The 24,972-nt window shown below is 70.1% G+C and carries 27 protein-coding genes and 1 pseudogene; 15 read left to right on the top strand and 13 right to left on the bottom strand.

The window, feature by feature from the left end; all coding sequences use genetic code 11:
- The first annotated feature begins 274 nt into the window (after positions 1–274).
- Positions 275–781, top strand: coding sequence for a hypothetical protein (locus AB0L34_RS21155; protein WP_363705985.1), 507 nt, complete (start codon positions 275–277; stop codon positions 779–781).
- 297 nt (positions 782–1,078) lie between these two features.
- Here the strand turns inward: AB0L34_RS21155 and AB0L34_RS21150 are convergent, their stop codons facing one another.
- Together AB0L34_RS21150 and AB0L34_RS21145 are read right to left on the bottom strand one after the other, a co-directional pair.
- Positions 1,079–1,282, bottom strand: a complete 204-nt coding sequence (locus AB0L34_RS21150; RefSeq protein WP_363705984.1) for a DUF397 domain-containing protein — start codon at positions 1,280–1,282, stop codon at positions 1,079–1,081.
- Positions 1,275–2,164 (bottom strand): annotated as a pseudogene (locus AB0L34_RS21145) (helix-turn-helix transcriptional regulator). Before AB0L34_RS21145 ends, AB0L34_RS21150 begins: the two are co-directional and overlap by 8 nt.
- 259 nt (positions 2,165–2,423) lie before the next feature.
- Here AB0L34_RS21145 and AB0L34_RS21140 point away from each other — a divergent pair.
- The 5 genes from AB0L34_RS21140 (at position 2,424) to AB0L34_RS21120 (ending at position 4,500) form a co-directional block, all read left to right on the top strand.
- On the top strand, positions 2,424–2,711 hold the full coding sequence (locus AB0L34_RS21140; RefSeq protein ID WP_363705983.1) for a DivIVA domain-containing protein: 288 nt from the start codon (positions 2,424–2,426) through the stop codon (positions 2,709–2,711).
- Positions 2,708–2,959 carry a hypothetical protein gene (locus AB0L34_RS21135; protein WP_101409735.1) on the top strand — a complete coding sequence of 84 codons (252 nt, stop codon included), beginning with the start codon at positions 2,708–2,710 and terminating at the stop codon, positions 2,957–2,959. Before AB0L34_RS21140 ends, AB0L34_RS21135 begins: the two co-directional genes overlap by 4 nt.
- 118 nt (positions 2,960–3,077) lie before the next feature.
- The gene (locus AB0L34_RS21130) at positions 3,078–3,605 is read left to right on the top strand and encodes a DUF6244 family protein (protein WP_363705982.1); all 528 of its coding nucleotides are present in this window, start codon (positions 3,078–3,080) and stop codon (positions 3,603–3,605) included.
- A 2-nt stretch (positions 3,606–3,607) separates the two neighbouring features.
- Positions 3,608–4,090 (top strand): DddA-like double-stranded DNA deaminase toxin, encoded by a 483-nt coding sequence (locus AB0L34_RS21125; RefSeq protein ID WP_363705981.1) that lies wholly within the window; start codon positions 3,608–3,610, stop codon positions 4,088–4,090.
- Complete coding sequence (locus tag AB0L34_RS21120) at positions 4,087–4,500, top strand: Imm1 family immunity protein (RefSeq protein ID WP_363705980.1); 414 nt, start codon at positions 4,087–4,089, stop codon at positions 4,498–4,500. Before AB0L34_RS21125 ends, AB0L34_RS21120 begins: the two co-directional genes overlap by 4 nt.
- A gap of 18 nt (positions 4,501–4,518) precedes the next feature.
- On the opposite strand, the gene AB0L34_RS21115 is transcribed toward AB0L34_RS21120, so the two are convergent.
- From AB0L34_RS21115 to AB0L34_RS21100, 4 genes are read right to left on the bottom strand one after another with little or no spacing between them, the layout of a single operon-like run.
- The gene (locus AB0L34_RS21115) at positions 4,519–4,911 is read right to left on the bottom strand and encodes a hypothetical protein (RefSeq protein ID WP_363705979.1); all 393 of its coding nucleotides are present in this window, start codon (positions 4,909–4,911) and stop codon (positions 4,519–4,521) included.
- Complete coding sequence (locus AB0L34_RS21110; RefSeq protein WP_363705978.1) at positions 4,911–6,218, bottom strand: WXG100 family type VII secretion target; 1,308 nt, start codon at positions 6,216–6,218, stop codon at positions 4,911–4,913. The genes AB0L34_RS21115 and AB0L34_RS21110 overlap by 1 nt, the downstream gene beginning before the upstream one ends.
- On the bottom strand, positions 6,215–6,535 hold the full coding sequence (locus tag AB0L34_RS21105) for a type VII secretion target (RefSeq protein WP_363705977.1): 321 nt from the start codon (positions 6,533–6,535) through the stop codon (positions 6,215–6,217). Before AB0L34_RS21105 ends, AB0L34_RS21110 begins: the two co-directional genes overlap by 4 nt.
- Positions 6,522–6,923: a YbaB/EbfC family DNA-binding protein gene (locus AB0L34_RS21100; protein WP_363705976.1), complete on the bottom strand. Its 402-nt coding sequence runs from the start codon at positions 6,921–6,923 to the stop codon at positions 6,522–6,524. The genes AB0L34_RS21105 and AB0L34_RS21100 overlap by 14 nt, the downstream gene beginning before the upstream one ends.
- A 209-nt stretch (positions 6,924–7,132) precedes the next feature.
- Between AB0L34_RS21100 and AB0L34_RS21095 the strand changes: the two genes are divergently transcribed.
- Entirely contained in the window at positions 7,133–8,650 is a 1,518-nt protein-coding gene (locus AB0L34_RS21095) for a hypothetical protein (protein ID WP_363705975.1), read from the top strand.
- On the top strand, positions 8,647–11,148 hold the full coding sequence (locus tag AB0L34_RS21090; protein ID WP_363705974.1) for a hypothetical protein: 2,502 nt from the start codon (positions 8,647–8,649) through the stop codon (positions 11,146–11,148). Before AB0L34_RS21095 ends, AB0L34_RS21090 begins: the two co-directional genes overlap by 4 nt.
- Positions 11,149–11,383: 235 nt before the next feature.
- Here AB0L34_RS21090 and AB0L34_RS21085 read toward each other — a convergent pair whose 3' ends face one another.
- The 7 genes from AB0L34_RS21085 to AB0L34_RS21055 form a co-directional block, all read right to left on the bottom strand.
- On the bottom strand, positions 11,384–12,739 hold the full coding sequence (locus AB0L34_RS21085) for a dihydroorotase (protein ID WP_363705973.1): 1,356 nt from the start codon (positions 12,737–12,739) through the stop codon (positions 11,384–11,386).
- Positions 12,732–13,583 carry a hypothetical protein gene (locus tag AB0L34_RS21080; protein ID WP_363705972.1) on the bottom strand — a complete coding sequence of 284 codons (852 nt, stop codon included), beginning with the start codon at positions 13,581–13,583 and terminating at the stop codon, positions 12,732–12,734. The genes AB0L34_RS21085 and AB0L34_RS21080 overlap by 8 nt, the downstream gene beginning before the upstream one ends.
- Positions 13,577–14,875: a Zn-dependent hydrolase gene (locus tag AB0L34_RS21075; RefSeq protein ID WP_363705971.1), complete on the bottom strand. Its 1,299-nt coding sequence runs from the start codon at positions 14,873–14,875 to the stop codon at positions 13,577–13,579. The genes AB0L34_RS21080 and AB0L34_RS21075 overlap by 7 nt, the downstream gene beginning before the upstream one ends.
- Positions 14,872–15,345 (bottom strand): hypothetical protein, encoded by a 474-nt coding sequence (locus AB0L34_RS21070; RefSeq protein ID WP_363705970.1) that lies wholly within the window; start codon positions 15,343–15,345, stop codon positions 14,872–14,874. The genes AB0L34_RS21075 and AB0L34_RS21070 overlap by 4 nt, the downstream gene beginning before the upstream one ends.
- Before the next feature lie 116 nt (positions 15,346–15,461).
- Entirely contained in the window at positions 15,462–16,085 is a 624-nt protein-coding gene (locus AB0L34_RS21065; protein ID WP_363705969.1) for a hypothetical protein, read from the bottom strand.
- Positions 16,082–16,906 carry an IclR family transcriptional regulator gene (locus AB0L34_RS21060; RefSeq protein WP_363705968.1) on the bottom strand — a complete coding sequence of 275 codons (825 nt, stop codon included), beginning with the start codon at positions 16,904–16,906 and terminating at the stop codon, positions 16,082–16,084. Before AB0L34_RS21060 ends, AB0L34_RS21065 begins: the two co-directional genes overlap by 4 nt.
- A 29-nt stretch (positions 16,907–16,935) precedes the next feature.
- Complete coding sequence (locus AB0L34_RS21055) at positions 16,936–17,946, bottom strand: dihydroorotate dehydrogenase (protein ID WP_363705967.1); 1,011 nt, start codon at positions 17,944–17,946, stop codon at positions 16,936–16,938.
- A 450-nt stretch (positions 17,947–18,396) separates the two neighbouring features.
- Between AB0L34_RS21055 and AB0L34_RS21050 the strand changes: the two genes are divergently transcribed.
- The 7 genes from AB0L34_RS21050 to AB0L34_RS21020 all read left to right on the top strand — a co-directional run bounded on the left by AB0L34_RS21050 (position 18,397) and on the right by AB0L34_RS21020 (position 24,782).
- Complete coding sequence (locus AB0L34_RS21050) at positions 18,397–19,404, top strand: LacI family DNA-binding transcriptional regulator (protein WP_363705966.1); 1,008 nt, start codon at positions 18,397–18,399, stop codon at positions 19,402–19,404.
- The gene (locus AB0L34_RS21045) at positions 19,401–20,201 is read left to right on the top strand and encodes an ABC transporter ATP-binding protein (RefSeq protein WP_363705965.1); all 801 of its coding nucleotides are present in this window, start codon (positions 19,401–19,403) and stop codon (positions 20,199–20,201) included. The genes AB0L34_RS21050 and AB0L34_RS21045 overlap by 4 nt, the downstream gene beginning before the upstream one ends.
- A gap of 92 nt (positions 20,202–20,293) precedes the next feature.
- Positions 20,294–21,049, top strand: coding sequence for an ABC transporter permease (locus tag AB0L34_RS21040; RefSeq protein WP_363705964.1), 756 nt, complete (start codon positions 20,294–20,296; stop codon positions 21,047–21,049).
- 66 nt (positions 21,050–21,115) lie between these two features.
- Positions 21,116–22,132 (top strand): ABC transporter substrate-binding protein, encoded by a 1,017-nt coding sequence (locus AB0L34_RS21035; protein WP_363705963.1) that lies wholly within the window; start codon positions 21,116–21,118, stop codon positions 22,130–22,132.
- Positions 22,129–22,908: an ABC transporter permease gene (locus tag AB0L34_RS21030; protein WP_363705962.1), complete on the top strand. Its 780-nt coding sequence runs from the start codon at positions 22,129–22,131 to the stop codon at positions 22,906–22,908. The genes AB0L34_RS21035 and AB0L34_RS21030 overlap by 4 nt, the downstream gene beginning before the upstream one ends.
- 39 nt (positions 22,909–22,947) lie before the next feature.
- Positions 22,948–23,850 carry a nucleoside hydrolase gene (locus AB0L34_RS21025; RefSeq protein ID WP_363705961.1) on the top strand — a complete coding sequence of 301 codons (903 nt, stop codon included), beginning with the start codon at positions 22,948–22,950 and terminating at the stop codon, positions 23,848–23,850.
- On the top strand, positions 23,817–24,782 hold the full coding sequence (locus AB0L34_RS21020; RefSeq protein WP_363705960.1) for a ribokinase: 966 nt from the start codon (positions 23,817–23,819) through the stop codon (positions 24,780–24,782). Before AB0L34_RS21025 ends, AB0L34_RS21020 begins: the two co-directional genes overlap by 34 nt.
- The last annotated feature ends 190 nt before the right edge of the window (positions 24,783–24,972 follow it).

The following is a 24,972-nucleotide window of genomic DNA, read 5'->3' as shown; positions in this document are numbered from 1 at the left end:
GCGAAGGTGGTGGGAGTCGTTGAGGGCTGTCGGGCCGACGCCAACGCCGCTGAGGCGATCCTTAACTCGACTCGCACGGTGGTCGTCTCGCGTCCGCCCTTACGGCGTCGAGATCTCAAACGGCGGTTGATGTATTAGGACACTTTGTAGCGACGGTACCTCTGGGCGGGGAGGCTCCAGACGGGCAGTGCGACGCTGGGCTCAGCCGCTGGCTGTCGGAGGCCGCCGTTAGGATTTAGGGAAACAAGACAGATCTGAGGACGGAAACCAGAGCATGGGCTACAAGAACGAAGCTGAAATCAAACAGGCGCTTGGGATCGAGGCCTGGAGGAACATCTCCAAAGACAAGATGATCAGGTTTGCGGCGATGATGCCTGACATGGACACAGAGGTGGCTCTAAAGATCGTTGAGCAGTTCCCGGTGTTCAAGGATTTTGCCATGGATGCTGTGGATGCGATGGAGAAGGCGCATGAGTCCACGCTCTCTGCCAACAAGCAAAGCCAGGAGCATGTCCATCGGGCCTTCCAGGAGATCAGGGAAATCCTCAAGGGTGAACTCGGCAAGGGCGACCTGAGTTGGGAAGAGAAAAAGTTTCTCATCGAGCAAATCCAGGAAACCGGAAAGCTGGAGTTCCAGAAAGATAGCGAGAACAGGCAGTTCTTGGATGGAATGCTCAAGAAGGTGCTAGTTAGCGCTGGTGCCGCAGTTGCCCTGGGCGTGGTCTTTGTCGGCGGCAAGCTAATGGCCGAAAGCAAGGACAGCCCCGAAGGCTCCCTGTAGGCATGACCCAGATTCATTTAGCAGGGTCGCTGGCCGTCTGGCCGGTGACTTCGCCCGTTCGTTCCGCTGGTTGCCCCGCGGTCCGACGTGGCTCCGCCCGCACAAACTGGCCAGCGACACGCGTCACCGCCTCGTCTAGGATGACCCCCCACCCGGCGGGGTTTACACTGTGGCCCGCGGCCACCGCGCGATCTTCGGTTGTTTTCGCAAACCATCGATGATCAACGCGGTGGCCGTCTTCATGTCTGCGCCATGCCCAACGCCGAAGCCAAGTGACATCGGAGTATTAGGTGCTGATCAGCCGGCGGAATAGCTCCATTTGGTCGCGGTGACGAAGGCGGACCAGTTTTCCGACCTGAAAGCAAGGACGGGGCCAGTGTGGTCTTTGGAGTCGCGGACGGCAACGATGCCGGGCAGGTTGGTGGCCACCTCGACACAGTTGCCGCCGTTGCCGCCGCTGCGAGTGCTCTTGCGCCAGACGGCGCCGGTCAGGTCAGTCATGCCGTAGCTCCCCGATGATCCCCTTGATCATGTCGGTTGATTGTGCCTCATCGAGGGCGAGCGCATCGAGGCTCTTCCAGGCGGCCCGGTAGGCGGCCAACTCGTCGGGCTTGTCGAGGTAGAGCGCTCCGGTCAGGGACTCGCTGTAGGCGACTGACGGCTCCGGTGCAGCCCGACCACCTTTTGGGGCGGGGAAGTCGAGGATGACAAAGGAGCCGGCGACCGCGCCGGAGTGCGGTCCGGCGGCGAAGGGCAACACCCGCACGCTGACGTTGGGCATGTTCGCGACTTCCAGCAACTGACCGAGCTGTCCGATCATTACGCCGCGACCACCGACGGTGCGGCGGAGTACCGCCTCCGACAGGATCGCGTCGAGCTGCGGTGGCTGGGGTAGTCGTCGAGTGAGCAGCCCTTGGCGTTGCCGCCGTACTTCGACCGCCCGTTCGCGCTCCTCCTCGCTGAGCGAAGGGCGGTCGAGTCGGGCGAGGCCGAGGGCGTACTGGCGAGTCTGTAGCAGCCCGGGAATCAGTGTTTCCTCGTACTGACGGAGGTGGGCGGCGGCGGACTCCAAGCCCACGTACAGCTCGAACCAGCTCGGCACCGCGTCGCCGTACGCGTGCCACCAGCCCTTCGACTTCGTCTCCGTGGCGAGCCCGCGCATCGCCTCGGTCATCTCGGCGGACACCCGTACAGCTCGCACATCGCCTTGACGTCGAGGACCCGGACCGGGCCCATGCCGCATTCGATCCGCCAGATCTTCTGCCGGCTGTATCCGAGGGCCTCGGCGGCGGCGTCGAGGGTCACTCCCGCCTCGGTGCGGTACTGGCGCAGCAGCCGGCCGAGTTGCCGGCGCGGCACGGTCGATCCGACCTCCTCGGTCACCCGGACACTCCCTGGTTCCGTCGCGCAACACTGCGTCACCTGGTCATGTAACAGCTATCGGTAGCAGCAAAGAAAGCCAATACCTCTGGGAAGAATTCTGGTGTGGAACGTTGCTTCGACGCTGCGGAACGTCACAGGATGACCACAGGATGGCGTCGTACCGCTGATCGAAGCTGCGGCGGCAGGGCGGGGTGGCCCGTACGTGGGGGAGGGCGGACGGGCCACCCCTTCCAGTCCACGAGGGAGAGGCAGGCAGCAGATGAGCGTCCGCAACCAGCGACCGGGAGCGACCTACCGCTCCTCGGCGTACACCAGTCTGCTGCCGTGGCAGGTGCGTGAGCGCCGCTTCAGGTCGGTCGGCCTCGGATGCCGCGGCCTGGAACCGGCCGACGTCTACGACTTCCTCGACCGCGTCGCCGGCGACATGGCCACCGTCTACGCCGCCCTGGCCGCCAGCCGCCGGGAGGCCGCCGTCATCAGGGACGCGCTGCGCCGTTGGCAGTCCGAGCAGGCCCGCGCCCGCGCCGACCGGGGAAACAAGGCATGACCCAGCGGTACGTCGTCCACCTGCCCGTCGCCGCCGCCGACCTGCCGGCCGCGCAGCGCCTGGCCCGGGTAATCAGCCGGTGGCTGCTGGTGCTGCCGCAGACCGACCCGGGAGAGATCACCGTGTCGGAAGAGGACAACCAGCACGTACGTCACCGGGTCTTCTGCGACCTGCGAATGCCCGGCGGCCGGCGCTGCCTGCTCCGCGCCGACCACGACGGCGCCTGCTCCCGCCGCCTGCCCCGGTGACGGCGGACGAGCACGCCCGCCGCAACAGCGACGCGGTTCTGCGCATTCGTTGTGTTTCAACGGCACTCGTCTCTACGCTGCCAGTCCTGGGCGGACTCGGAGCCTGGAGGGTGACGCGATGTCGCTGACCGACACCATTGGTGCTGACATACAGGCGATGGCGGCTGGCGTGGACCGGACGCAGCAGGAGGCCGGCGCTGTCGACCATGCGATCGAGCAGATCACCGCTCGGGCGGTGGCCTCCGGCTTCGCCGGCATCGCTGTGGGGTTGGCTCGCGCCCGCCAAGTGCTCCAGCAGGCTCGGTCCAGGCTGGCTCAGGCCGGCGGGGTCCTGGATGAGGCGTCGCGGTCGCTAAGCGCCGTGCCGCAGCAGCCGTCGCCACAGGAGACGATCGCCGCGCTCACCCCGGTCGTGGCCGCGCTGACCGCCGTCAACGGCCATGTCACTGCGGCCGGATCGGCGGTCGACGACACGCGACGGCTGGTCACGGCGGCGTTGCAGGGAGGGCAGCCTGGTCCCACGCTGTCGCGGCTGCAGCAGGTGCTGCAGGTCCTGGCGACCGTCCGGGCCCGCGGGATCGAAGCCCGACAGCACGTCGACACGGCGCTGGCCCAGGCTCGGCAGGTCGGTGAGCTGGGAAACTGATCATGGGCGGTGGCGGCGACACCAGCCGACCGCCCGTCACACACGACACCTCTGCGAGTGCAACGGAAGCGCCGGCCCCACCCGAGCCGCTGCCCGATTGGGTGACCGATGCCGCTCGGGACCTGCCTCGACGGCAAGCGAAGGATCCCACCTTCGGTGTGGCGTTGATCGGTGGCGAGCGGATACCGATGAGGTCCGGCCGTGACCCGGCCGCCGCCGCTGATCTGAAGCCGGCCTACAAGCTCATCGCCACCACAACCGACCATCTGGAGGCCAAGCTTGCCGCCCGGATGCGCCGCGACCGCGTCACCCAGGCGGCCGTGGTGACGAACAATCCCCCCTGCGACTACACCCCCTACGGTTGCGAGAAGATCCTCTCCCGGCTGCTGCCAGCCGGCGCGCAGCTGGCCGTCTACGTACGCGACGATGACGGTCAGGTACGCCTTTGGCGTACCTACACCGGAAACGGAAAGGCGATCGCATGAAGGTGACCTGGACCTATGACCGAGGCGACCAGCGCGACAGCCACGAGGTCGAACTAACCGACCCCGACGCCCTGGAGGCACTTCTTCGCGAAATCCAGCAGGCCGGCGAGCCCGTCGTGCTGACCATCTTCAGCGACACCAGCGACCCGGACGACCTGCCACCCGGCATTCAGATCGGCCTCGGTCACCCCGCCCATGCCTTCGCGGTGCACATCGCCGACGACGGTGGCTACCTCAACGACCCCGCAGTGGAAACCCCGACCGAGGGAGTCAGGTTCGATTTCGGCGGTGTGCCTACCGACTACCCGGCGGAGCACGTACAACTTCGGCCTGAAACGGCCATACAGCTCGCTGTCACCTATCTCAGAACCGGCGGCGAGCCGCCGCGCCTCGCAACTGTCGCCAAGTGACGTTTGCAGGAGCAGGCCCTAATGGTATCCGAGGATGCGCATCGCCTCTTTGCTGGCGGCGCGCAGCTCCTCGATCTGAAGGGTGGGGACTCGATAGTTGTTGGCTCGCACGGAGGCTAGGAAATCCTCGGGAAGACGCACATGGTAGGTGGCCACGTAGAACCGCAGGTCCTCGCGCCAGAGCCAGGTCCCGTCGGTCATCACTGACGCCCCGCCGATGATTAAATTCTCACTGCCCAGAACGTCTGACTCGGCCCCCATCACGTCGATCAGGTCGTGGCCGTCGCGTAGGTACTGGATCACCAGAGCGGCGTCCGGCGGTGGCGCGTGGCTCAGATGATCTCGAATGCTCTCCGCGTAGACCTCAACCGGGTTCGGTCCGAGTTCGTGGAAGAAGCCGACAGTCTTCATCAGTATTCCTTCGGCTCGAAGGTCACCCAGGCGCCGCCGTCGGCTACGGTGGGGCGCTCCGGTTCCGCCGCCCACCGGTTCGTTCCCACCCTTTCCGTCGGGGCTACGACGCTGACGCCGAGTTCGTCGGCGACCTGTTGGGCGAGCGGCACTGAGTTGAGCGCCTTCGGGTCGATCACCCCGGAGTAGCAGGAAACGAGCCTGACTGGCCCGCCGTTGTAGGCAGGGTTCTCCCTGAGCGCTGCGACGATCTGTGTCGCACTGGTCGGAACCCCGTTCATGTCGGCCCCCTCGGCGGAGACCTTACCGGGGACGAAGAACCCCTTGTCGGTGCCGTGCACGACGACATCATGGTGGCCTTCAAGGGGGAGAACCTTCTCCATGTTGCGCATCGTTCTCGCGTCGTACCCGATCACCGTGGAATGGTTCGTGTGGTACACCGGATCGCCTGCGGGCAGGAGCGAGTCTGGTGGTCGCTGCGGTGTGATCGGTCGGTCCTCCGGGTTCGCCCAGTCCCGGCGTCTTCCCATACGGTCGGCAGGACCGATCCCAGCGATCCGGTTGAGTGCCTGCTTCAGCCTCTCGATCAGGTCACCGAGCCGCCGGATCTCCGGCATCAGCCGCCGCAGACTCGCCAGCAGCCCTCGCAGCAGCCGCGCGATCCGCCCCGCCCACGACGCCACCAGCGTCGTCACCTGCTCCACCACCAGCGGCGCGGCGAACCCGACGGTGACGACCAGTTCGCCTGCGTACACGATGAGGCGGGAGACGCAGGTGGCGATGGCGTCGCGGACCAGCAGCCGGACGGCGGCGACCAGGCCGGCGGCTCCTTCGGTGATGGCGGCGAGGGTGTCGGCGCCCTGGGCCAGGCCGCCGATGGCCTGCTGCTGCTCGGCGGCCCAGGATCGGTAGGCAGGGCCGGCACCGCCGCCCCAGCTTGCGACGTCGGTGCGGACGGCGGCGGCCAGGTCGGCGGCTTCCTTGCGCAGCGAGGCGGCGACGTTGCGCCAGGTCTGGGCGTGGGCGGTGATCTGCGCCGGGTCGCCGGCGAGCCAGTCCAGTGCCTCGCTTAGCGGTTTGACGTGCTCGATCAGCCAGGCGATGCCGTACTGGAGCAGCGCGCCGACCGGGTCGGAGACGAAGGCGAGGGCGTCCAGGCCGGCGCTGACCAGGCCGAGGGTGCCGTCGATCCAGCTGCCGTTGCGGACGCCCTGGGCGATGAGTTCGATGTCCTCGCAGATCCAGATGCCGGCCCAGGCGCTGTTCGGGGTGTCGGCGGCGGTGGCGACGAGCGGGTTGGTGGTCACCGGCGGTGCCGTATCCGCTGCGGCGACTGCTCGGCCCGGGCGTCGGAGGCCCGGTAGCGGTCGGCGCTGGTCCGCAGCCTGTCGGCGGTGTCGCGCACCGAGCCGGCCGCGGTGTCGATGCCCTGGACGAGGGTCTGCTGGAGGCCGTCGAGCAGCACCGGCATGATCGCGCAGAGCTGCCCGTACGCCTCGGCGCCCAACCGGACGTGCTGGCCGGCCTGGCGGGCGGTGTCGAGACTGTCGGCGCGGCGGTCGAGGCGTGCGGCGTGGCGGGTCAGGCCGTCGGGGTCGACCTGGATGCCCTCATCGCCGGGCATCCGGTGCGCCCCGGTCGGGATCCAGCCGGCGGCGGTACGACTCGACAAGCGCCGCCGCCGTCGGGTCCTCGGGGCCGAGGATGCCCGCGGTCGCCTCGGTGATCCTGCTCAGGAGGTCGGCGTGCGCGGCCCGGGTGGTCTCCAGGATCTGCCGGGCGGTGTGCGCCGCGGAGAGTTGTCGGGTGCGTTCGTCCAGCCGCAGGCCGACCAGCAGGCCCGACGAGTCGACGGTGACCTGGATCGTCTGATCGGGGCTGGTCGCCGTGCCCCTCATCGCCTGCACCTGCGAGGACAGCTCCTTCGCGCGGGCCGCACGGCTCGCGATGGACGCTTCCCAGTCGTCGAGCCGGCGCGTTGCCTCGTCCAGCGCGGCTTCGTCCGCCCACATGCCTGACCCTCCCCAGGGCATCGACGCCGACCGGTCGTTGGCGCCGTCACGTTATCAATCGGTGGCGGTGCGTGGTGTGCCGCCGGGTCATCAAGCTGTCGCAGTGTTGGAGTGTCGGCTTTCCGTCATTCGGAGGCCGCGACCGGCGTCGTCTGCTTCTGTGGCGCGGTGGATCTTCTCGGAGCACCGCTGGACGTGGGGACGATCGGGTGACACTGGTTCTCGGCCCGGCGTGGACGGCCAAGCCGGACACCCCGGAGGACACCGGCCGTCAGCCCCTCGCCGTGGAAACGGTCATCGGCTCCCACGCCGCCGCGCTGATCCCCGGCGTCATCACCACCACGCCGCACGCGCGGTACGTCGCGCTGCACGCCCGCCTCGCGATCGAGGCGCGTAGGCGGGGCTGGACCGCGAAGCACGACCAGGACCGCTTCCGTGATCTCGTCCGCCGCGCCGAGGTCGTCCTGGGTGCCGTCTCGGTCGCCCACGGCCTCGACGAGCCCGACGAACACCGGGCCAGGGCCGGTGACTTCGGAGCCCACGGCGTCAACACGATCGGCAAGGAGCTACGCGAGACGAACGCCGCCGACGTCGGCCGCCTGGCCCGCGCCTACAGCCAGGTGGAGGGCGGCTATCTGCAGACGTACGCGGGCATCGAGCTGCTGGTCGGGCTCACCGACGGCCGCCGGTTTCCCGCACCGGGTCCGACGGCCGACGAAGGGCTGCTCTCGGCCTTGGACGAGGTGGTGACCGTCGCGGGTCGAGAGCAGCCGCTCTCCCGGCGGCAACTGCGGGGGCTGCGGCATCTGTGCCTGTGCGGCATCGGCGACGCGCCGGACGGGGAGTGCGTGCGGCGGGCGTACTTCGCCGATCGCGACGGCGACCGGGCAGCCGCGAGGACCCATCGCCACAGCGCCGCGCTGCTCGTCGGCGCGCTGGAAGGCCGCGCGGTCGGTCAGTCCCTCGACATGGCGATGGACGACTGGTGCTGCTTCAAAGCCGGTCTGCGCGACCTGCTCGGCTCCGACGAGCTGTACGACCACGCTCGCACCTGGCGAGGCGCTCTGCTGCGGAACTGGTCGGTGTGGGCGTGGCGGCTGATCTGGGCCGAACTCGTCTCGCCCCTCGCCGAGCGGCCCGGTACGCGCGCGCAGGCCATCGAGCGGTTCGCCGACCAGCTACCCGACGCCACCGTCCAGCAGGCACTCGTCGGTGACCTTCCCCCGATGGTCGATGCCGGCACCGGCACACTGCTGCCGGCTGAGCACGACCTCAACCACCATCCGCGCAACGCCGACCGTTGGACGATGCTCGACCTGCTGCGACTGCTCGCCGTCGGCGCCGCGCGGCTCGCGCACCTCGATCCGATCAGCCGGGCCGCGTTCGTCGGCACCATGCCGGACGACCTGGGCCCCGAGTACGTGGCGAGGTGGCTGCACCAGAACGCCGATCGTCCCCTGGCCGACGCGGCCGAAGACCTTGCCGCACACCTGTTCCAGCGGGCCGAAGCGGTGAGCCGCCAGAAGATGCAGTGGACGCGGGCCGGGCTGCGCCTGCCCACCCGGCTGCGTCGGGTCGGGGACCGGTGGCGGCTGGAGGGGGAGGAGGGCAGCGGCGCGGTGTCGCTACGGCTGCCCACCTTCACCAGCTTTCTGCGACAGCTGGGCATCCTCGCCGTCTCCGCGGGCACCTGGACGGCCGGTCGCCACGTGGAGGTGATCCGGTGACCGACTGGGAAGACCTGCTCGGTGCCGCCCCGCCGGCGGTGCTCCACGCCCGGCTGATCCCCGACGCGGAGGAGGTCCTGGTGTTGACCTACACCTGCGACCTGTCCTTCTTCGAGGACGTCTGCCTCCGCGATGCACACGCCGTGCGGGCCCGCACCACCGTTCTGTTCGACGCCCACCATCTCACCGAAGGCCCCCGCCGTCCCGGACCCGCCGACTACCTGGCTCTGCCGGTGGTCTGCAAGGGCGGAGGCGCGTTCCACCCGAAGCTGGTGGTGATCGCGTCGGAGACCGACACCGTCGTGGCCATCGGCTCCGGCAACGCGACCGCCTCGGGATGGCACCACAACGCCGAGGTCTGGACGCTGATGCGTGGTGTCGGGCCCACCGTGCCCGCCCTCTTCCACCAACTCGCGGACTGGCTACGGCGGCTGCCCGAAGACGTGTGGATGGAGGATCTCGGCCGCGACCGCCTCGACCGGGTCGCCGAGCTGCTCACCGCACGGCCACCCGATCCCGGTGTGGACCAGCCGGTCCTGGTGACCACGGCGCTCCGCCCGGTCATCGAACAGCTTCCCCGTCCGGTCGGGCCGGCGACGCAGCTCGCGGTGGCCGCGCCCTTCTTCGATCCCGATGCCGGAGCGCTGCAACGTCTCGTCGAGCGCTTTCGGCCCCAGCAGTTGCGGCTGCTGCTCACGCGGGACGTGCAGTGCGACCCGGACAGTCTCGCCCGGGTGATCAAACGGGTCCCCGACGCCGCCGTCAGCACACCGGCAAGCTCCCGCTACCACCACGGCAAGGTCGTCGAGTGGTGGTCGTCCGGCCAGGGTTGGGCCCTGACCGGCAGCGCCAACTGCAGCCACGCCGCCCTGACCAGGACCATGCCGGCGGGCGGCAACTGTGAGCTGGGCGTCGTCACGCCTCTCACCGCTCCCGTGGTGACCGCGGAAGCCGCCGAGACGGTGGCCGTCTCGGACCTGGCGCGGCTGCAGGTTCGACAGCCGTCAGCGTCGGCCAGCACCGACACGGAGAGCCTTCGGGTGCTCGGCGTCCGTATCTCCGGCGACCGGGTGGAGGCGACCGTGCTCGTCGGCTCGGCCGGCACGCCGCCGCGCTGGCTCGCCGTCAACGGCCTTCGACTCGACCACGATCGGGCGACGGGCAGACTCCACGTGTACGCGGCCGTAGCGCCAGACGGCTGGACGGCGACCAGCGACGGGGAGGCGGTCAGCCACGTCACCACCGACGACGGCACGGAGCGCCGCGACGTGCTCGTCACCGACGTGTCGGCCGCGCTGTCGCGCATCGACCGCCCGTCTCCCCTCGAACACACATCCCTGCCGCAGGTCGTGGCGGACTCGGCGCACACGGCGGCGCTGTTCGAGGCGCTGCGTCACCTGGCCTCGGTGCGGCCGGACCGGATCCCGCAGGCGCGAACCGGAGGCCGGCGGCGCCAGGTGGAGAACCGCATCGCGTCCGCCGTGGGCCCGGCGCTGCTCCGTTTCGCCCTCGGCCTGACCGATGCCCGCACGCCGACGTCAGCCGACGACGAGGACATCTTCGAGGGTACGGACCCGGAAGCCCCGCGGTCGTCCGCCCGGCGTACGCAACAGGCACCGAACCCATCCCCGCCGGAAACCCTCGCCAGCGTGCTGGATGCCCTCACCCCACAACAACGTGCCCGCCTCCGGCGCGACGTCTCCGCGCTGGTCGACACGTCCCAGGACTGGCCGCTGCCGGCGAAGCTCGCGGTCACACGGCTGGTGCTCCTGCTCGTCGCCGGTGGGCTGTGGCCGGACGCGTCGGAGTGGGCGGACCTCCTCTACTGGGTCCTGGTGCAGCTGTGGGATGCCGAGCAGGAGGAGAGTCTCGACGGCGAGCACGCGGCCCTGGCCACCATCGGTCTCGTGGCGCTACGCCGAGGCGTCGACCTGCAGGACGAGCCCGACAGCCAGCAGGCCGGACAGTTCGACGAACTGCGGATCGCCTTCCGGGAATGGACGGACTGGCTCGCATCCGCGCCGCCGGAGACCATCCACCGGTATCGCGACGGACTCGGCGGTCACACCCTCGGTCTGTTGTTCGAGCAGACCGACGTCACGGCCGAACTGCGGTGGATCCTCGGCCGCACCGCACTGCACGACGCGGTCGACCGACTCGCCGGCGCTCACGTCGACGGGAGCGGCGTCGTGCGCGTCGAGGCGGGTCGGAGTTCGCGTCACTCCGTCATCGCGGCGTTGGATGCCCTGCGTGACTTCCCGGACGTCCACGTGGTGGCCGAAGGCGGGCCGGAGACCCATGGTTGGTGGAATGGCCGGCGACTGCTGTTGGTGACCCGGTCGGGACCGGCGTGGCGGGCGGAGTTGTGGAAGGGGCTGTTGACCGGGATCGCCGTGTTCGCCCGTGGCACCCCGTTGCGTCCTGCCGACAGGAGATGGACGGCAGCGACGCCTGAGGAGGCCTTCACGCAGGCAGAGACAGGTCGTCAGGCGCGTTGATCCGACGAACTGGGGCGGCGAGGGGGAAGAGCGTCAACGAGAACCTAGCCGGCACACGTCCCGCGGGTATGGCCGTACAGCAGGAGGTATTGCCGGAGCCGGCGGCGGGTTAGCGACCAAGCAGAACCTGAACCTGGGGACCTCGGCGGGGTCCAACGCCTACTGTGATGATTTCGGTGTCGGCAACGCGCCGCGCCAAGACGGCCTCTATCAGCAGAGACTCCGACCTCAGGGGTCAGGCGCGGGTTGAGCCGTCTGGACCGGGGATGGCTGACCAGGAGAGCCTGCCGCCGATGATCGTGGCGGCAACCCGAGTCGAGAACCGATGACCGGAGAACGGTGTGTTCCGGGCCAGGCTGGCCAGTCGGGTCGCGTCGACCGTCCAGTCGGCGTCGGTGGAAACCAGGCACAGCGTGGCGGGCATGCCTACCTGGAGCGGATCCCCACCGCCGACAGCTGTTCCGCCGATCGCCGCGGGCCGGATGGCCATCGCCTCGGCCAGGCGGCGCCATGACATGAGGCCCGTGCGCACCATGGTCTCCGCGACGACCGGCAGCGCGGTCTCCAGTCCGAGCATGCCGGGTGGCGCCTCGCACCAGGGACGGGTCTTGGTGGCGGCGGGGTGTGGCGCGTGATCGGTGGCGACCACGTCGATGATTCCCTCGGCGAGCGCTTCCCGCAGGGCCGTCACGTCCTGGGCGCTCCGCAGCGGCGGGTTGACCTTGTAGCGGGTGTCACCGGTGCGTACCAGTTCGTCGGTGAGCAGCAGATGGTGCGGGGTGACCTCCGCGGTGACTGGCCAGCCCCGCGATTTGGCCCAGCGGATTATTTCCACGCTGCCTCGCGTCGAGACATGGCAGATGTGCAGCGGGGTGTCGTCCGCGCCCGCCAGCACGCAGTCCCGGGCGATGATCGCCTCTTCGGCGACGGCGGGCCATCCGGGCAGGCCCAACTCGCGGGCGACCGCCCCGTCGTTGGCCTGGGCGTTCGGGCTCAGCGGCGAGGACTGGGCGTGCTGGGCGATGAACCCGCCGATGTCGGCCGCCCGGCGCAGCGCCTGTCGCATCAACGCGGGGTCCTCCACACACCGGCCGTCGTCGGAGAACATCCGGGTGCGGGCGGCCGAGGCGGCCATCGCCTCGATCGGTGCCAGCGTGGTGCCGCCGAGGCCGACGGTGACCGCGCCCACGGGTCGTACCTGGCAGTGTGCGGTGCGTTCGGCCACCTCGGCGACGTACTCCACGCGTCGCGGATCATCCGCCACCGGCTGGGTGTTCGCCATGGCGAACACCGTCGCGTAGCCGCCCTTGGCCGCCGCGAGCGTGCCGGTGGCGATCGTCTCCGCGTCCTCCGCACCGGGTTGACGCAGGTGGGTGTGCAGGTCGGTGAGCGCTGGCAGAGCGATCAGGCCGTGGCAGTCGATGCTGTGGACGGCGGGCCCCTGCCCGGCGGGATCGACCGCGGCGATCCGGCCGTTGTCGATCAGCAGGTCCACCGGTTCCTCGCCGTAGGGTCGTACGCCCCGCAGCACGGTGGGTGGCAGCAGCGGTTGCCGGGACAGCGGCCGCAGGTTCCAGCCGGGCTCAGTCATCCGCGGATCCCCACCTGAACACCGGCCCGTCCAGGCACACCAGGGGAGCCTCGGTCCCCACGCTCCGTTGCCCGGAGGAGCAGCCGTGGCAGTATCCGAGGCCGCACGCCATGTGCGCCTCGACGGACACCTGCACCTCCGCATCCCACCGTTTCCCGAGGTCGGCGGCGAGATCGGTCAGCCGTTGCGAGCCGCAGGTGAGGATGAGCTGCGGAGGGTCGGCGTCCAGCGTCGAGGTGAGCAGCGTGGACAGGAAGTCCGGCTCACTGGTCCCGTCCGCGTCGGTGACCTGGTGCAGGTGCTCGACACCGCCCCGGCGCAGGACGTCGGCGCCGATCAGCGCACCGGGATGGCGGGCACTGATGACGGCGACGGTCGTACCGCCACGGCGGGCGTTGACCGCGGCGACCGTGGTCAGCGAACAGGTGCCGATGCCCCGGCCCAGCAGCAGTACCCGGCTGGTCGTAGGGGAGAGGTGGAACCCCTGCCCGAGCGGACCGGTCGCGAGCATGGTCTCGCCGACGGCGAAGGTGGCGAGCCGTCGCGTACCGCCGCCGACGACGCCGTACACCACGTCGAACGTGCCGTGTTCGGGTGCGGTGTCGTAGATCGCCATCGGCCGCGGCAGGACGGGGGCGGTTTCGTCGGCGCGCGCCGCCGTGAGCATCACGAACTGGCCGGGTTGGGCGCGGGTGGCGATGGTCGGGGCGTGCAGGCGGAGGAACCGGTACCGGTCGCCGACCGGTTCGTGGCGCAGGACCGGCGCGTGGTGCCAGGTGGGCGGGGGCCGGTGCGCCGGCGGCAGGTCGAGCGGGACGAGCCGCCCGCTGGTGGTGTTCAGCATGCCCCCTCCGCCGAGGATGTCGTGGTCAGTTCGTGATCGAGGGCGAGCAGGCTGCGGGCGAGCAGGTCGGTTCCGGCGGCGAGATCCGCGCTGCTTGTCCACTCCTCGGGGACGTGACTCAGCCCGGCCCGGCTCGGCACGAAGATCATTCCTGCGGGCACCACCTTGTTGATCATCTGGCTGTCGTGGCTGGCGCCGCTGGGCAGGACCCGGTACGCCGTCCCCGTGGCGGTGCAGGTCTCGGCGATCCGGCGGCGTAGCCAGATCGGCAGCACCACCGGGGAGGCGTCGCCGAGCAACTCGATGTCCAGGCCAACCCCGCGTCGCTCGCAGATGGCGCGGGCGCCGTGGATCAGCTCGGTCGCTGTCGACCGCTGCCGGTCGCTGTCCACGTCGCGGATGTCCACGTAGAGCCGAGCCTCGCCGGGGATCGTGGTGATCGAGCCCGGTTCGAGTTCCAGTCGGCCGACCGTGGCCCGGGTGCCGTGGTGCCGGGGGTCGGTTGCGATGCTCTCGGCGAGGAGCGTGATCTCCGCCGCAGCCGTCATGGCGTCGGCCCGCTGGTGCATCGGCGTCCCGCCGGTGTGCGAGGCACGGCCGTGCAGGTCGAGGCGGAACCGGGTGCTGCCGGAGATGAGGTCGACGATGCCGATCGGCACGCCCTGGGCTTCGAGCACGCCACCCTGCTCAATGTGCAGCTCCACGAACGCTGCCCAGTCGTCCGCGCGCCAGCGCGCTTCCTCGACGCGGCTCGGATCGAGACCGACGGCCCGCATGGCCTCGGCGAGACTCACTCCGTGGACGTCCCGCAGGTCGGCCAGATCGGACGAGCTCAGCAGGCCCGCCGCGATCCGGCTACCGGTGCACGCCTGGCCGAACCGCGCGCCCTCCTCACCGGCGAACGCCACGAACCTGATCGGGTGGGCGTGCCGTACGTCCGCCTCGACGAGAAGCCGGGCGACCTCCATGGCGGCCGCCACCCCGGCTATGCCGTCGAACCGTCCGGCCCGCGGCACGCTGTCCAGGTGGGAGCCGGTGCCGACGGCGGGGGCGGGTCCGGCATCGCCGGGCCGTTCGGCGTAGCTGTTGCCCGCCGCGTCGGTCCAGGTTCGCAGGCCCAGCGCGGAGAGCTGGTCGGTGAACATCCGGTGCGCCGCGCGTTCCAACGGGGTGTACGCCAGTCGCGTCACGCCGTCGGTGCTCTCGCTGATCTCGGCGAACTTCGCCAGCAGGTCCGCCAACCGGCTGGCGTCGGCCCGGGGCAGGGCGACGTCGACGGTGTCCAGGCTCATCGCGGGGTCCGCGAGGAGGCTGCGGCGGTGACGACCGGGGTACCGTCAACCGCTGCCAGGACCGCGTCGGTGACGGGTAGCGCCGCCGCGACCGCCACCACCTCGGCTTGGGCGTGGGCGAGCAGGAGTCGGAGCGCCGGCAGCGCCGACATGTCGTGCCAGGAGGCGGCGAGAAGCGCGACGCGGGCTCCGGGGGCCGGGGGCGGGCTCAGCGAGAGCAGCCCGGAGTCTTCGTAGATGCGTACGGTGGGGAGGTCCAGCTCCCGGGAGACGACGTGGGCCAGCACGCCGTCGTCGAGGTTGTCCCGCACGACCACCACCGTCGGGGTGTACGGCCGCAGCGCGTCGGCGATCGTCGTGCTGACGAGTTCGACGGCCGCCGCGGCACCGGCACGGTCGGCGGTGACCGCCTGGTGGAGTTCGTCGACAGCTGCGGCGAGCTGGCTCGCCGGTGTTGGGTGAGTGTTCATGGCGTTCGTGGCGCGGTGACCCTCGGCGTTGGCCGTGGGGAGGACGCGCCGTCCCCCCTTTCAGGAACCAGTGGACTGACAGCGGTCGGAGTTCGGGTGCAGCGGTGGGAACTGGGTCACGCGGGTGGTACGTCGACTGTGCCCTGGCGGGCCCGGACTCGCGGCTGATCGGGGATGTGCAGGTCCGCCGGGGTGAACAGGGCCCGGACGGGGCAGCGGGCCGCAGCCTCGCCCTGGCCGCCGCTGCGGTCGACGGCCGCCAGTACGGCGGGCACCACCGCGCCGCGGTCGCGAAGCGCGTGGACGGCGGTGCTGGCGCGTGAGCCGGACATGATCACGTCCTCGACGAGGACGACGCGCTCGCCCGCGTGCAGTTCTCCCTCGATCTGCGTCGGGTGGTCGCCGGAAGCAGGGGTGGGAACCACCGCGAAGGGCAGACCGGTCTCCAGGGACAGGGCGGTGACGAGGGGTGCCACCTCTGCCCGGCCGGCCAGCCGGTCCGTTGTGGCGTCCAGCAGGTCGGCCATCAGGGCGGCCATCCGCCGCAGGATCGTCGGGCGGGTTTCGAACAGAAAGACATCTATGTAGACGTCGATCGGGCCGGCCGGTGCGAGGGTGAACTCGCCGGGCAGGCACGCCGCGGCGCGCAGATCACGGGCAAGTTCCAGCCAACGTTGGTGGCGGTTCTGGAAGGCGCTCGTGTCGCCGGTGCCGATGGTGCTGGGTGCGGCTCTGTTCATGACGTCCCTCGGTAGGTTGCGGTGCTGTCCGTCTGGTCGGCATCGGTGATCGGCGGTGACGGGGTGAACTCGCTGCTGTAGCCGAGTTCGGCGCTGAGCCGGGCCGCCGTGGCGAGCACCAGATGCGTCGCCCGGGCCCGGGCGACCGGATCACGCATCCGGTCGGCTGCCGCAGCGAGCGTGATGCTCGCGCAGGTCGCGCCGGTGGACGAGCGAACGGGCGCGGCCACCGCCCACACGCCCCGGTCCAGTTCGTCGTCGCAGACGTCGTAGCCTCGGGCCCGGACGACCGCGAGGTGTTCGATCACGGCGTCCGGGGTGGCCGGGGTATCCGGGGTGAAGGCGGTGAGCGGCCGTTCCGCGAGCAGCGCGCGGACGATGTCGGTGTCCATGTCGGCGAGGAGAGCGCGGGCGGACGCCGCCGCGTGCAGCGGCATTTCCTGGCCGATCCGGACGAACAGTCGCAGCGGGTGCACGCTCTCGATGAGAGCGATGCAGACCACCCGGTTGCCGACCAGTTCGGCGAGGAACACCGTCTCCCCGGACTCGGCGGCCGCGGCGAGCACGGCAGGGTGCGGGGCGACCAGTGTGGAGGTACGGCGGCTGTTCTGCTCGGCCAGTTGACGGGCGGCGGGGCCGAGGAAGTAACGGCGGTTGACCGGGGATCGGGTGACGAACTCCTGTTCGGCCAGGACCGCCAGTAGGCGGTGCGCGCTGCCGAGCGGGATGTCGAGCGTCTCGTGTAGGTCCTTCATGCTCATCCCGTCGCCGTGACGGGCGAGGGTCCGCAGAATCTCCAGCGCTCTGACGACCGGTTGCACGCTGTCTCCTTCGAATTGGCTCGGCGGGCTCAGACCCGTAGTGAGCCGACGACTTCCGAGACGGACATGGTGCCCGATGCGGCCAGCAGCGGCCCGAGCTCCCGCACGATCTCCGCCATGGCGTACGGGCGGGCGAAGTTGGCCGTCCCGACCTGGACTGCGCTCGCCCCAGCGAGGAGGAATTCCAGGACGTCCCGCGCCGAGCTGATGCCGCCGCAGCCGACGACCGGGATGTCGACCGCGTGGGCGGCCTGCCAGACCAGGCGCAGCGCGATCGGTTTCACCGCGGGCCCGGACAGTCCGCCGATGCCGTTGCCGAGTACGGCCGTACGGCGGGTGGCGTCCACGCTCATTGCCGGGAAGGTGTTGGCCACGGTGATGGCCGTGGCGCCGGCGCGCTCCGCGGCGCGGGCGATGTCCACGATCGACGTCACGTTCGGGGTGAGTTTGACGAACACCGGTACGTGCGAGCGGGCCACCACACCGGACACGACCCGTTCGACCGTGGCCGCGTCGGTGCCGATGGCCAGGCCGCCGTGTTCGAGGTTGGGGCAGGAGACGTTCACCTCGAGCGCTGCGGCACCGTGGCCGGCAAGTTGCTCCGTCGCCGTCCAGTACTCCGCCACGGTCAGCCCGCCGACGCTGATGATGGTGGGCACGTCGGTGGCGAGGTAGCGGGGGAGTACGCGGGAGCGGAATTCGTCGATACCAGGACTGGGGATGCCGACGCTGTTGAGCATTCCGTCGGGAGTCTCGGTGATGCGGTGTGCGGGATTGCCGGAGCGCACCGCGGCGAAGACGGTCTTCGTAACCAGCGCGCCCAGCTCGTCCAGCGGCACCAGCGTGCCGAGCTCCGGGCCGAAACAGCCGGACGCGGGCATCACCGGGTTACTCAGCCGGATATCACCGAGAGTGACAGACAAATCGATGCTGGTTCGTTGTTCCTGGGTCCAGAACCGAGCTCTCGAGTCGGTCTCGCCGCCTGGGATGGCGACTGAAATACCCGAGTTTTCGGTTGAGGCATGCAGTCTCGTTTCCACTACGCGGATGTACCTCTTCCGTCTGGGAAGAGTCGACTATGCGTCACCGGTCGTGGTTCGTCAAGGGGTGGAGACCTCTGTCCCGGGAAGCGCAAGAGCCTTCGCATCACTCTGAGAGTCAGCGCGTTTCAGCATGTGGAAAGCGGTGCGATCAAGCGCTGCCCGCTAGCCGTGACGCGGGCTTCCCGCCGGAGGGCCTCCACTCTCCGGCTACTCAGCGCAGTTTCCGGGACCGCTGACCCGGTCTGGAGGGCGCGCCCCAGAGCGCCGTGAGTGCCCAGGCGGCCGGGATGGCTTCCGACTGACCGAAGTTACGTTTCTGTTTCACACGGCGACGGCCACGCGTGCCGGTGACGCCAACGAGCGTTGGCCGGGGCCGAGGTTATCAACACGTATTGACTACCCCGTGTGATGGACGTATCTTCGGCTCTCCTTCCCCCGGAGGTGTTCATGAAGGTGACTCGAGCCGATGTGGCCAGGCGGGCGCAGACCTCGCCGTCGGTGGTCAGCTATGTGCTCAACGGCGGTCCACGCCCGGTCGCACCGGCCACCCGGGCCCGGGTCGAGGCAGCCATCCAGGATCTCGGATACCGCCCGAACCGCGTGGCCCAGGCGCTCCGCCGTACCCGCAGCGGCTTCCTCGGCCTGTTGATGCCGGACGGCGGCAACCCCTTCTTCGCCGAACTGGCCAACGCCATCGAGACCGAGGCGGCACGCCGCGGAAAGCTGCTGTTCCTGCTGCACTCCGACGGCGGCGAGGAGGGCGAGCGACTCGCCGCCATGGGGGATGTCCGGGCCGAGGGGGTGCTGTGGGTGCCGCACCACGAGAGCCCGTCGACCGCATCCGCCCTGGCCAACTCGCCCTGCCCGGTGGTGGTCCTCGACCGCGTGCCGGCCGATGCGGCGACCGGGTACGACTCGGTCGCGGTGGATCACCATCAGGGCGCCCGGCTGGCCACCAGCCATCTGGTCGAGCACGGCTTCCGGCAGGTGTCGTGCCTGTCCGGCCCGAACGAGACCATCGTCGGGCGCGACCGGGCGTCCGGCTGGCGGCAGGCGCTGGCCGACCACGGCATCACCGAAGGCATGTGGGAGGTGCCGGCGGACTTCACACCGGAGGGCGGACGGGCGGCCGGGAACGAACTGCTCGACAGGTTGACCTTCCCGGCCGCCGTCTTCGTCGCCTCGGACCGGCAGGCGCTCGGCCTGCTGCGCGCCGTGCGCGAACGGGGACTCGACGTACCGCGAGACGTCGCCATCGTGTCCTTCGACGGTACGGACGTCAGCGCCTACACCACGCCACCGCTGTCCACCATGCGGCAGCCCCTGCCGGCGCTCGCGGCCGGCGCTCTGACGCTTCTCGAGGAGCGAATACGCGACCCGTACCGACCGGCGCGGCACATCGCCCTGCCCGCCGAGCCCGTCTTCCGAACAAGTTGTGGATGTGGACAGCTATGAGTGTGCCAACCGGAAACCCCACCGCCGAACGCCGTTCCCCACAGGCCGCGCAGGGAACTCTGCTGCGGCTGTCGCAGATCACCAAGGAGTACCGGTCCGACCGGGGCAAGGTGGTGCGCGCGCTCCACGAGGTGTCGCTCGACGTGCGGCAGGGCGAGATCCTCGCCATCATCGGCGCGTCCGGCTGTGGCAAGTCCACCCTGCTGCGGATCATGGCGGGCCTCGACACCATCACCTCCGGGCAGACGGAGTGGTCACGCCGGCCGACACCCGGCCGGGACATCGGTTACGTCTTCCAGGAGCCCGTCCTGCTGCCGTGGCGCAGCGTCTTGCGTAACGCCTGCATCGCGCCGGAGACGTTGAAGGAACCGCGGCAGCAGTACGAGCCTCGGGTACGCGAACTGCTGAGCCTGGTAGGACTGACCGACTTCGCCGACGCGCTGCCGCGCGAACTCTCCGGCGGGATGCGGCAACGGACCTCGATCGTGCGGGCGCTGGCCCACGATCCGATGCTGTTGCTGATGGACGAGCCCTTCGGCGCACTCGACCAGATCACCCGGGAGAAGTTGCACGACGATCTGCTCAACATCTGGACCGCGACCGGCAAGACCATCGTGTTCGTGACGCACAGCGTCGACGAGGCCACCTACCTAGCCGACCGGGTGGTCGTGCTCTCACCCCGCCCCGGTCGCGTACGCGCGATCCACGACGTGCCCCTGCCCCGGCCCCGTGACGCGCGGACGAAGCTCGATCCGCGCTTCGCGGAGTTCCAGGCCATGCTGCGGGGGGAACTGTGACGGTTCAGACCTCGACACCCGAGCCGGCGGCACCGCCCGTCGCGCCGCCGCCGGCACCGGTCGGTACGTCGCGACGGGGCCGCCTGCGACTCATGGTCAAGCCCTTCGCAGCGGTGCTGTACGTCCTCGTGATCGTCGGCGCCTGGGGCGCGTACCAGGCGGTGGCGGACGTCCCACGGTATCTGCTCGCCAGCCCGACCGAGGTCGGATCGCAGCTGCTGGACCTCGCGCAGACCGGAACGCTGTGGACCCACCTGGTGTACACGGTCCGTAACATCGGTGTCGGCTTCGCGATCGGGGCGGTGATCGGCGCCGCGCTGGGAGTGGCCGTCTCCCGGTCCCAGGTCGTCGACGCGATGCTCTCCCCGTTCCTGATCGTGTTCCAGGCGATGCCGAAGATCGCGCTCGCGCCCATGTTCGTGCTCTGGTTCGGCCTCGGCCTGACCAGCCAGTTCGTGCTCATCGTGAGCCTGTCCTTCTTCCCGATCCTGGTCGGTACCGCCACCGGGCTGCGGCAGGTGAACCCGGGCTACCGGGACCTCGCCACCATCGTCGGGCTGAACCCGGTAGCCCGACTGTTCCGCATCGACATCCGGGCAGCGTCACCGTCGATCTTCGCCGCCGCCCGGGTAGCCGCCGTCGACGCCATGACCGGAGCGGTCCTCGCCGAGTGGATCTCCTCAAGCCAGGGACTCGGCTACCTCCTGGTCGAGGCCAACTCCTCCTACCAGGTCCCCATGCTGATGGCCTCGATCGTGGTGATCGTGGCTGTCGGACTCGCCCTCTACCAACTGGTCTCCTTCGTGGAGGCCCGCGCCCTGCGGTGGCGCGATCCCGTCACGGCCTGATCACACGACCTGTCCGTCGTGGCCAACCCCCATCGAACTGGAATACGAGGTACACCCATGCGCTCCATGACCCGTAGATCCCTCCTTGCCGGTATCGCCGCCAGCACCGTCATCGCCCTCACCGCCGGCTGCGGCGGCGTCGAGGCCCCCGGCGGCGGCACCGACGGTGGCACGACCAAGGTCAGCATCCAGATCGACGGCGCCGCCGCCCCCTACTACGCGCCGCTGTACTGGGCAAAGGAACAGGGCTACTTCACCAAGCAGAACCTCGACGTCGAATTCCTGTACGCCGACGCCGCGACCATCACCAAGAACGTGGCCGCCAACAACGTCCAGTTCGGCTTCCCGAACGCCGACAGCGTGATCCAGGCGGTGGCCAACGGCGTGCCGGACCTCGTCGTGCACACCACGTACCAGCAGGGCATCGGCGCACTCCTCACCCTCGCCGACTCCGGCATCACCAACCCGGCCGACCTGAAGGGCAAGACGGTCGCGGTGACCAGCCTCGGCTCCCCGAACTACGTCCAGCTGACGGCGATCGCCGCCTCGGCGGGCCTGGACGTGAAGAAGGACCTGACGGTCAAGGTCGTGGGTACCGGCGCCATCGTCTCGGCACTGCAGAACAAGCAGGTCGACGCGATCGTCTTCTCGCGGCTGCGCTACTACACCCTGCAGGCCGCCGGGGTGCAGGTCACCCAGATCCTGTCCAACCAGTACCTTCCGTCGTTCGGCAACGTCGTGATCACCGGCCAGCAGTTCGCCAAGGACAACCCCAAGGCCGTCACCGGATTCACCACCGCGCTGAACACCGCGCTGCAGGACCTCATCGACGGCAAGCTGCCGCAGGCGGTCGAGATGTCCGTCCAGAAGTACGCCACCAGCTTCGCCGGCCAGGAAAAGTCGGTCACCCAGGTGATGCAGGAGGTCTTCGTCAAGGACCTGTGGCAGAGCGACGCCACCAAGGCGCACGGGCTCGGCTACGGCGACCCGGCGGCCTGGCAGAACGCCGTGGACGCGCAGAAGAAGTACGGCCTGATCCAGGGCGACGTGCGGGCGTCCGACTTCGTGAAGGCCACCTCGTGACCGAGCAGCGACTCGGCAAGCTACCGCGCGCCGCGCTCGGCACGGCGTCGGTAGCGGCCTTCCTGCTGGCCTGGCAGGGCTACGTCCACCTCGCGCACGTGCCCACGTACACCCTCCCCGGCCCGATCGAGATCGTGACGCACACCTGGCGGATGCTCACCGACGAGCAGTTGCTCGTCCACCTCCGGGTGACCGGTGCCGAACTGCTGCAGGGGGTGGCGATCGGACTGGCGGTCGGCGTGCTCGCCGGGGTGGCGATGTCCCGATGGCGCTGGCTGGAACGAGCGGCCATGCCGCTGCTGGTGTTCATCCAGATCACCCCGAAGATCGCGATCGCCCCGCTCCTGGTGCTGTGGCTCGGGCTCGGCGTGACCAGCAAGATCACCCTGGTCGCGCTGGTCACGTTCTTCCCGGTGCTGGTCAACACGCTGGCCGGGCTGCGCGGCATCGGTACGAACTACCGCCACCTGTGTCAGGTGCTCGCGCTCTCCGGCCCACGGCGGTTCTTCCGGCTCGAACTGCCGATGACCCTGCCGCACATCGTGGTCGGGCTCCGCCTCGGTGCGCTGGCCGGGGTCACCGCCGCAGTGATCGGCGAGTTGATCGGCGCCCAGGGTGGGCTCGGATACCTGGTCGCGCAGAGCCAGGAGACCGACAACATCCCGCAGGCGATGGTCGGTCTGCTGCTGCTGAGCATGCTCGGGCTGGTCTCCTGGTCCGGTATCGGCGCCGTCGCCGGCTGGCTCCGCTCCCGGTTCGGTGTGACCGATGGCTGAGCCGCCGCGGAGCCGCCGTCGCCGGCGGAGGCCGGGACGATGACCGGGACACCCCGACGCATCGTGGTCGACACCGACGGAGGCGTGGACGACCTGGTGGCACTCGCCTGGTTGCTGCGCCTGCCGGATGTGGAGATACCGGCGATCATCGCCACCGGCGGGGCACGGCCCGCCGATGTCGTCGGGGCGGCGGTCACCCATGCGCTTCGCGCGCTCGCTCCGGCCCGGCGGCCGTTGCTGCTGCGGGGCGCCGAGATCGACCCCGCGGCGCGGGCCGCGGTCCCGTCGGGCGCGCGGCTGCACGGCGAGTACGGTCTCGGGCCGTTCGTCCCCGCACACGGCGTCGAGTTCGACGGCGACGTACGCGTCGACCCGTCACTGCCGGCGCACACCGACTACCTGGTGCTCGGCCCGTTGACCACCGCCGAGCGCCTCGCCGGGCAGGTGAGCCACTGGCCCGCGCACGTCCGGTTGACCGTGATGGGTGGGGCGTTCTCCCTGCCCGGCGTGGTGCGGGGCGCCGAGCCGAACTTCGCCCGCGACCCCCGGGCCGCTCGGCAACTGTTCGCCGAGCCGCCCGGCCGGGGCGTACGGGTCGTGCCGACGGACGCGACCACCCGGGCGAGCTGCCCGCCGGAGGCCGTCCGGCGGGTGCTCGCCGGCGGCGACGGCTGGCCCGGGGTGCGCGCGCAACTGCTGGCGCACTACTGGTCCGGCACAGCCGGCCGATCCTGCCACGACCTGGTGGCCGCAGCTGTCGTGGCGCGCCCGGAGGTGGTGGCGGTCGAGACGCCCGCCACGGTGGGCGTCGACGCGTACGGCCGGTCGGACATGACCCCCGAGGGGAACTCGGCCGTGACGGTGGTGAGCCGCCTCGACGACACGGCGTGGCGCGAGATCGTCCTGGCATGGGCGACGGACAGAGAGGCGACGGTGCGTTGAACGGCCCGAAGATCGCGGTGGTGGGCAGCGCCAACCTTGACCGCATGGTGGTGACCGACCGGCTCCCCGGGCCGGGGGAGACACTGACCGCCCGGGAGTACCGGGAGGGTGTCGGCGGTAAGGGCGCGAACCAGGCGATGACCATCGCCACCCTCGGTACGTCCGTCGGCTTCGTCGGATGCGTCGGCGCCGACGCCGCCGGTGAGCAGGTGCGGCAGCGGCTCGCCGGCCGGGGCGTGGACGTGTCGGGGCTGGCGGTCGTCCATGACGTCCCCACAGGGACCGCGCTGATCACGGTGGACGGCGCCGGCGAGAACGTGATCGTGGTACACCCCGGGGCGAACGGCGCACTGGACGCGGCCCGCGTCGACCGGCACCGGGACATGATCGCGACGGCAGCGCTCACCCTGATGCAGTGCGAGGTCGAGGCGCCCGCCCTGGAGCGGGCCGCAGCGCTGGCCGGGGGCCTCCTGGTGCTGAATCCCGCGCCCGCAACTCCGCTTCCCGACGTCCTCGTACGCCGGGTGGATGTGCTGGTGCCCAACCGGGCCGAGTTGGCGGTCCTGGCCGGCACGTCCCTGCCAGAGAGCCTGGACGACGTGGCGAGTGCCGTCGGCAAGCTCGGGCTCGCGGCGACCGTCGTGGTGACGCTCGGGTCGCAGGGCGCGGCCGTGATAGAGCCGGACGGCCGGGTCGACCACGTTCCGGCGCTTCCGACCGAGGCCGTGGACACGACTGGCGCCGGCGACTGCTTCTGCGGAGCCCTCGCGACCGCCCTGGTAGCGCGGCCCGGCCGGGCCGTGGCGGAAGCCGCCCGCTGGGCGGCCGTCGCGGCGGCGCTGTCGACACGCGGCCGGGGCGCACAAGGCGCGCTGCCGACCCTGGATGAGGTGTCCAGGGCGATGAGTGCCACCGACCGTCCGTTCTCATAGCAGGACTCCGCAGCTCCCGTTCGATCCACAGGCCAGCACGGCTGGCCGACCCGGATGGAGCGCGCGTCGGCCTTCACCTCGTCGAGCCAGCCGGATCTGGCAGCGATCCCGCTGCTGCGTGCGTCGTCCCGGACCAAGAGGCATGACATGAGCAACCGCGGCGTGTCCCCCCGCCCCCACGTGTTTGGGG

The organism is Micromonospora sp. NPDC052213 (genome assembly GCF_040679695.1).
Lineage (GTDB): Bacteria > Actinomycetota > Actinomycetes > Mycobacteriales > Micromonosporaceae > Micromonospora.
The sequence above is the reverse complement of the archived record's forward strand: the minus strand, read 5'-3'. Positions and strand labels throughout refer to the sequence as shown.

What these genes read in the sequence shown, in the direction of transcription:
- AB0L34_RS21155 (WP_363705985.1), top strand. Translation starts at nt 275, where the DNA reads ATGGGCTACAAGAACGAAGCTGAAATCAAACAGGCGCTTGGGATCGAG.
- AB0L34_RS21150 (WP_363705984.1), bottom strand. Translation starts at nt 1,282, where the DNA reads ATGACTGACCTGACCGGCGCCGTCTGGCGCAAGAGCACTCGCAGCGGC.
- AB0L34_RS21140 (WP_363705983.1), top strand. Translation starts at nt 2,424, where the DNA reads ATGAGCGTCCGCAACCAGCGACCGGGAGCGACCTACCGCTCCTCGGCG.
- AB0L34_RS21135 (WP_101409735.1), top strand. Translation starts at nt 2,708, where the DNA reads ATGACCCAGCGGTACGTCGTCCACCTGCCCGTCGCCGCCGCCGACCTG.
- AB0L34_RS21130 (WP_363705982.1), top strand. Translation starts at nt 3,078, where the DNA reads ATGTCGCTGACCGACACCATTGGTGCTGACATACAGGCGATGGCGGCT.
- AB0L34_RS21125 (WP_363705981.1), top strand. Translation starts at nt 3,608, where the DNA reads ATGGGCGGTGGCGGCGACACCAGCCGACCGCCCGTCACACACGACACC.
- AB0L34_RS21120 (WP_363705980.1), top strand. Translation starts at nt 4,087, where the DNA reads ATGAAGGTGACCTGGACCTATGACCGAGGCGACCAGCGCGACAGCCAC.
- AB0L34_RS21115 (WP_363705979.1), bottom strand. Translation starts at nt 4,911, where the DNA reads ATGAAGACTGTCGGCTTCTTCCACGAACTCGGACCGAACCCGGTTGAG.
- AB0L34_RS21105 (WP_363705977.1), bottom strand. Translation starts at nt 6,535, where the DNA reads ATGCCCGGCGATGAGGGCATCCAGGTCGACCCCGACGGCCTGACCCGC.
- AB0L34_RS21100 (WP_363705976.1), bottom strand. Translation starts at nt 6,923, where the DNA reads ATGTGGGCGGACGAAGCCGCGCTGGACGAGGCAACGCGCCGGCTCGAC.
- AB0L34_RS21085 (WP_363705973.1), bottom strand. Translation starts at nt 12,739, where the DNA reads ATGACTGAGCCCGGCTGGAACCTGCGGCCGCTGTCCCGGCAACCGCTG.
- AB0L34_RS21080 (WP_363705972.1), bottom strand. Translation starts at nt 13,583, where the DNA reads ATGCTGAACACCACCAGCGGGCGGCTCGTCCCGCTCGACCTGCCGCCG.
- AB0L34_RS21075 (WP_363705971.1), bottom strand. Translation starts at nt 14,875, where the DNA reads ATGAGCCTGGACACCGTCGACGTCGCCCTGCCCCGGGCCGACGCCAGC.
- AB0L34_RS21070 (WP_363705970.1), bottom strand. Translation starts at nt 15,345, where the DNA reads ATGAACACTCACCCAACACCGGCGAGCCAGCTCGCCGCAGCTGTCGAC.
- AB0L34_RS21065 (WP_363705969.1), bottom strand. Translation starts at nt 16,085, where the DNA reads ATGAACAGAGCCGCACCCAGCACCATCGGCACCGGCGACACGAGCGCC.
- AB0L34_RS21050 (WP_363705966.1), top strand. Translation starts at nt 18,397, where the DNA reads ATGAAGGTGACTCGAGCCGATGTGGCCAGGCGGGCGCAGACCTCGCCG.
- AB0L34_RS21045 (WP_363705965.1), top strand. Translation starts at nt 19,401, where the DNA reads ATGAGTGTGCCAACCGGAAACCCCACCGCCGAACGCCGTTCCCCACAG.
- AB0L34_RS21040 (WP_363705964.1), top strand. Translation starts at nt 20,294, where the DNA reads ATGGTCAAGCCCTTCGCAGCGGTGCTGTACGTCCTCGTGATCGTCGGC.
- AB0L34_RS21035 (WP_363705963.1), top strand. Translation starts at nt 21,116, where the DNA reads ATGACCCGTAGATCCCTCCTTGCCGGTATCGCCGCCAGCACCGTCATC.
- AB0L34_RS21025 (WP_363705961.1), top strand. Translation starts at nt 22,948, where the DNA reads ATGACCGGGACACCCCGACGCATCGTGGTCGACACCGACGGAGGCGTG.
- AB0L34_RS21020 (WP_363705960.1), top strand. Translation starts at nt 23,817, where the DNA reads ATGGGCGACGGACAGAGAGGCGACGGTGCGTTGAACGGCCCGAAGATC.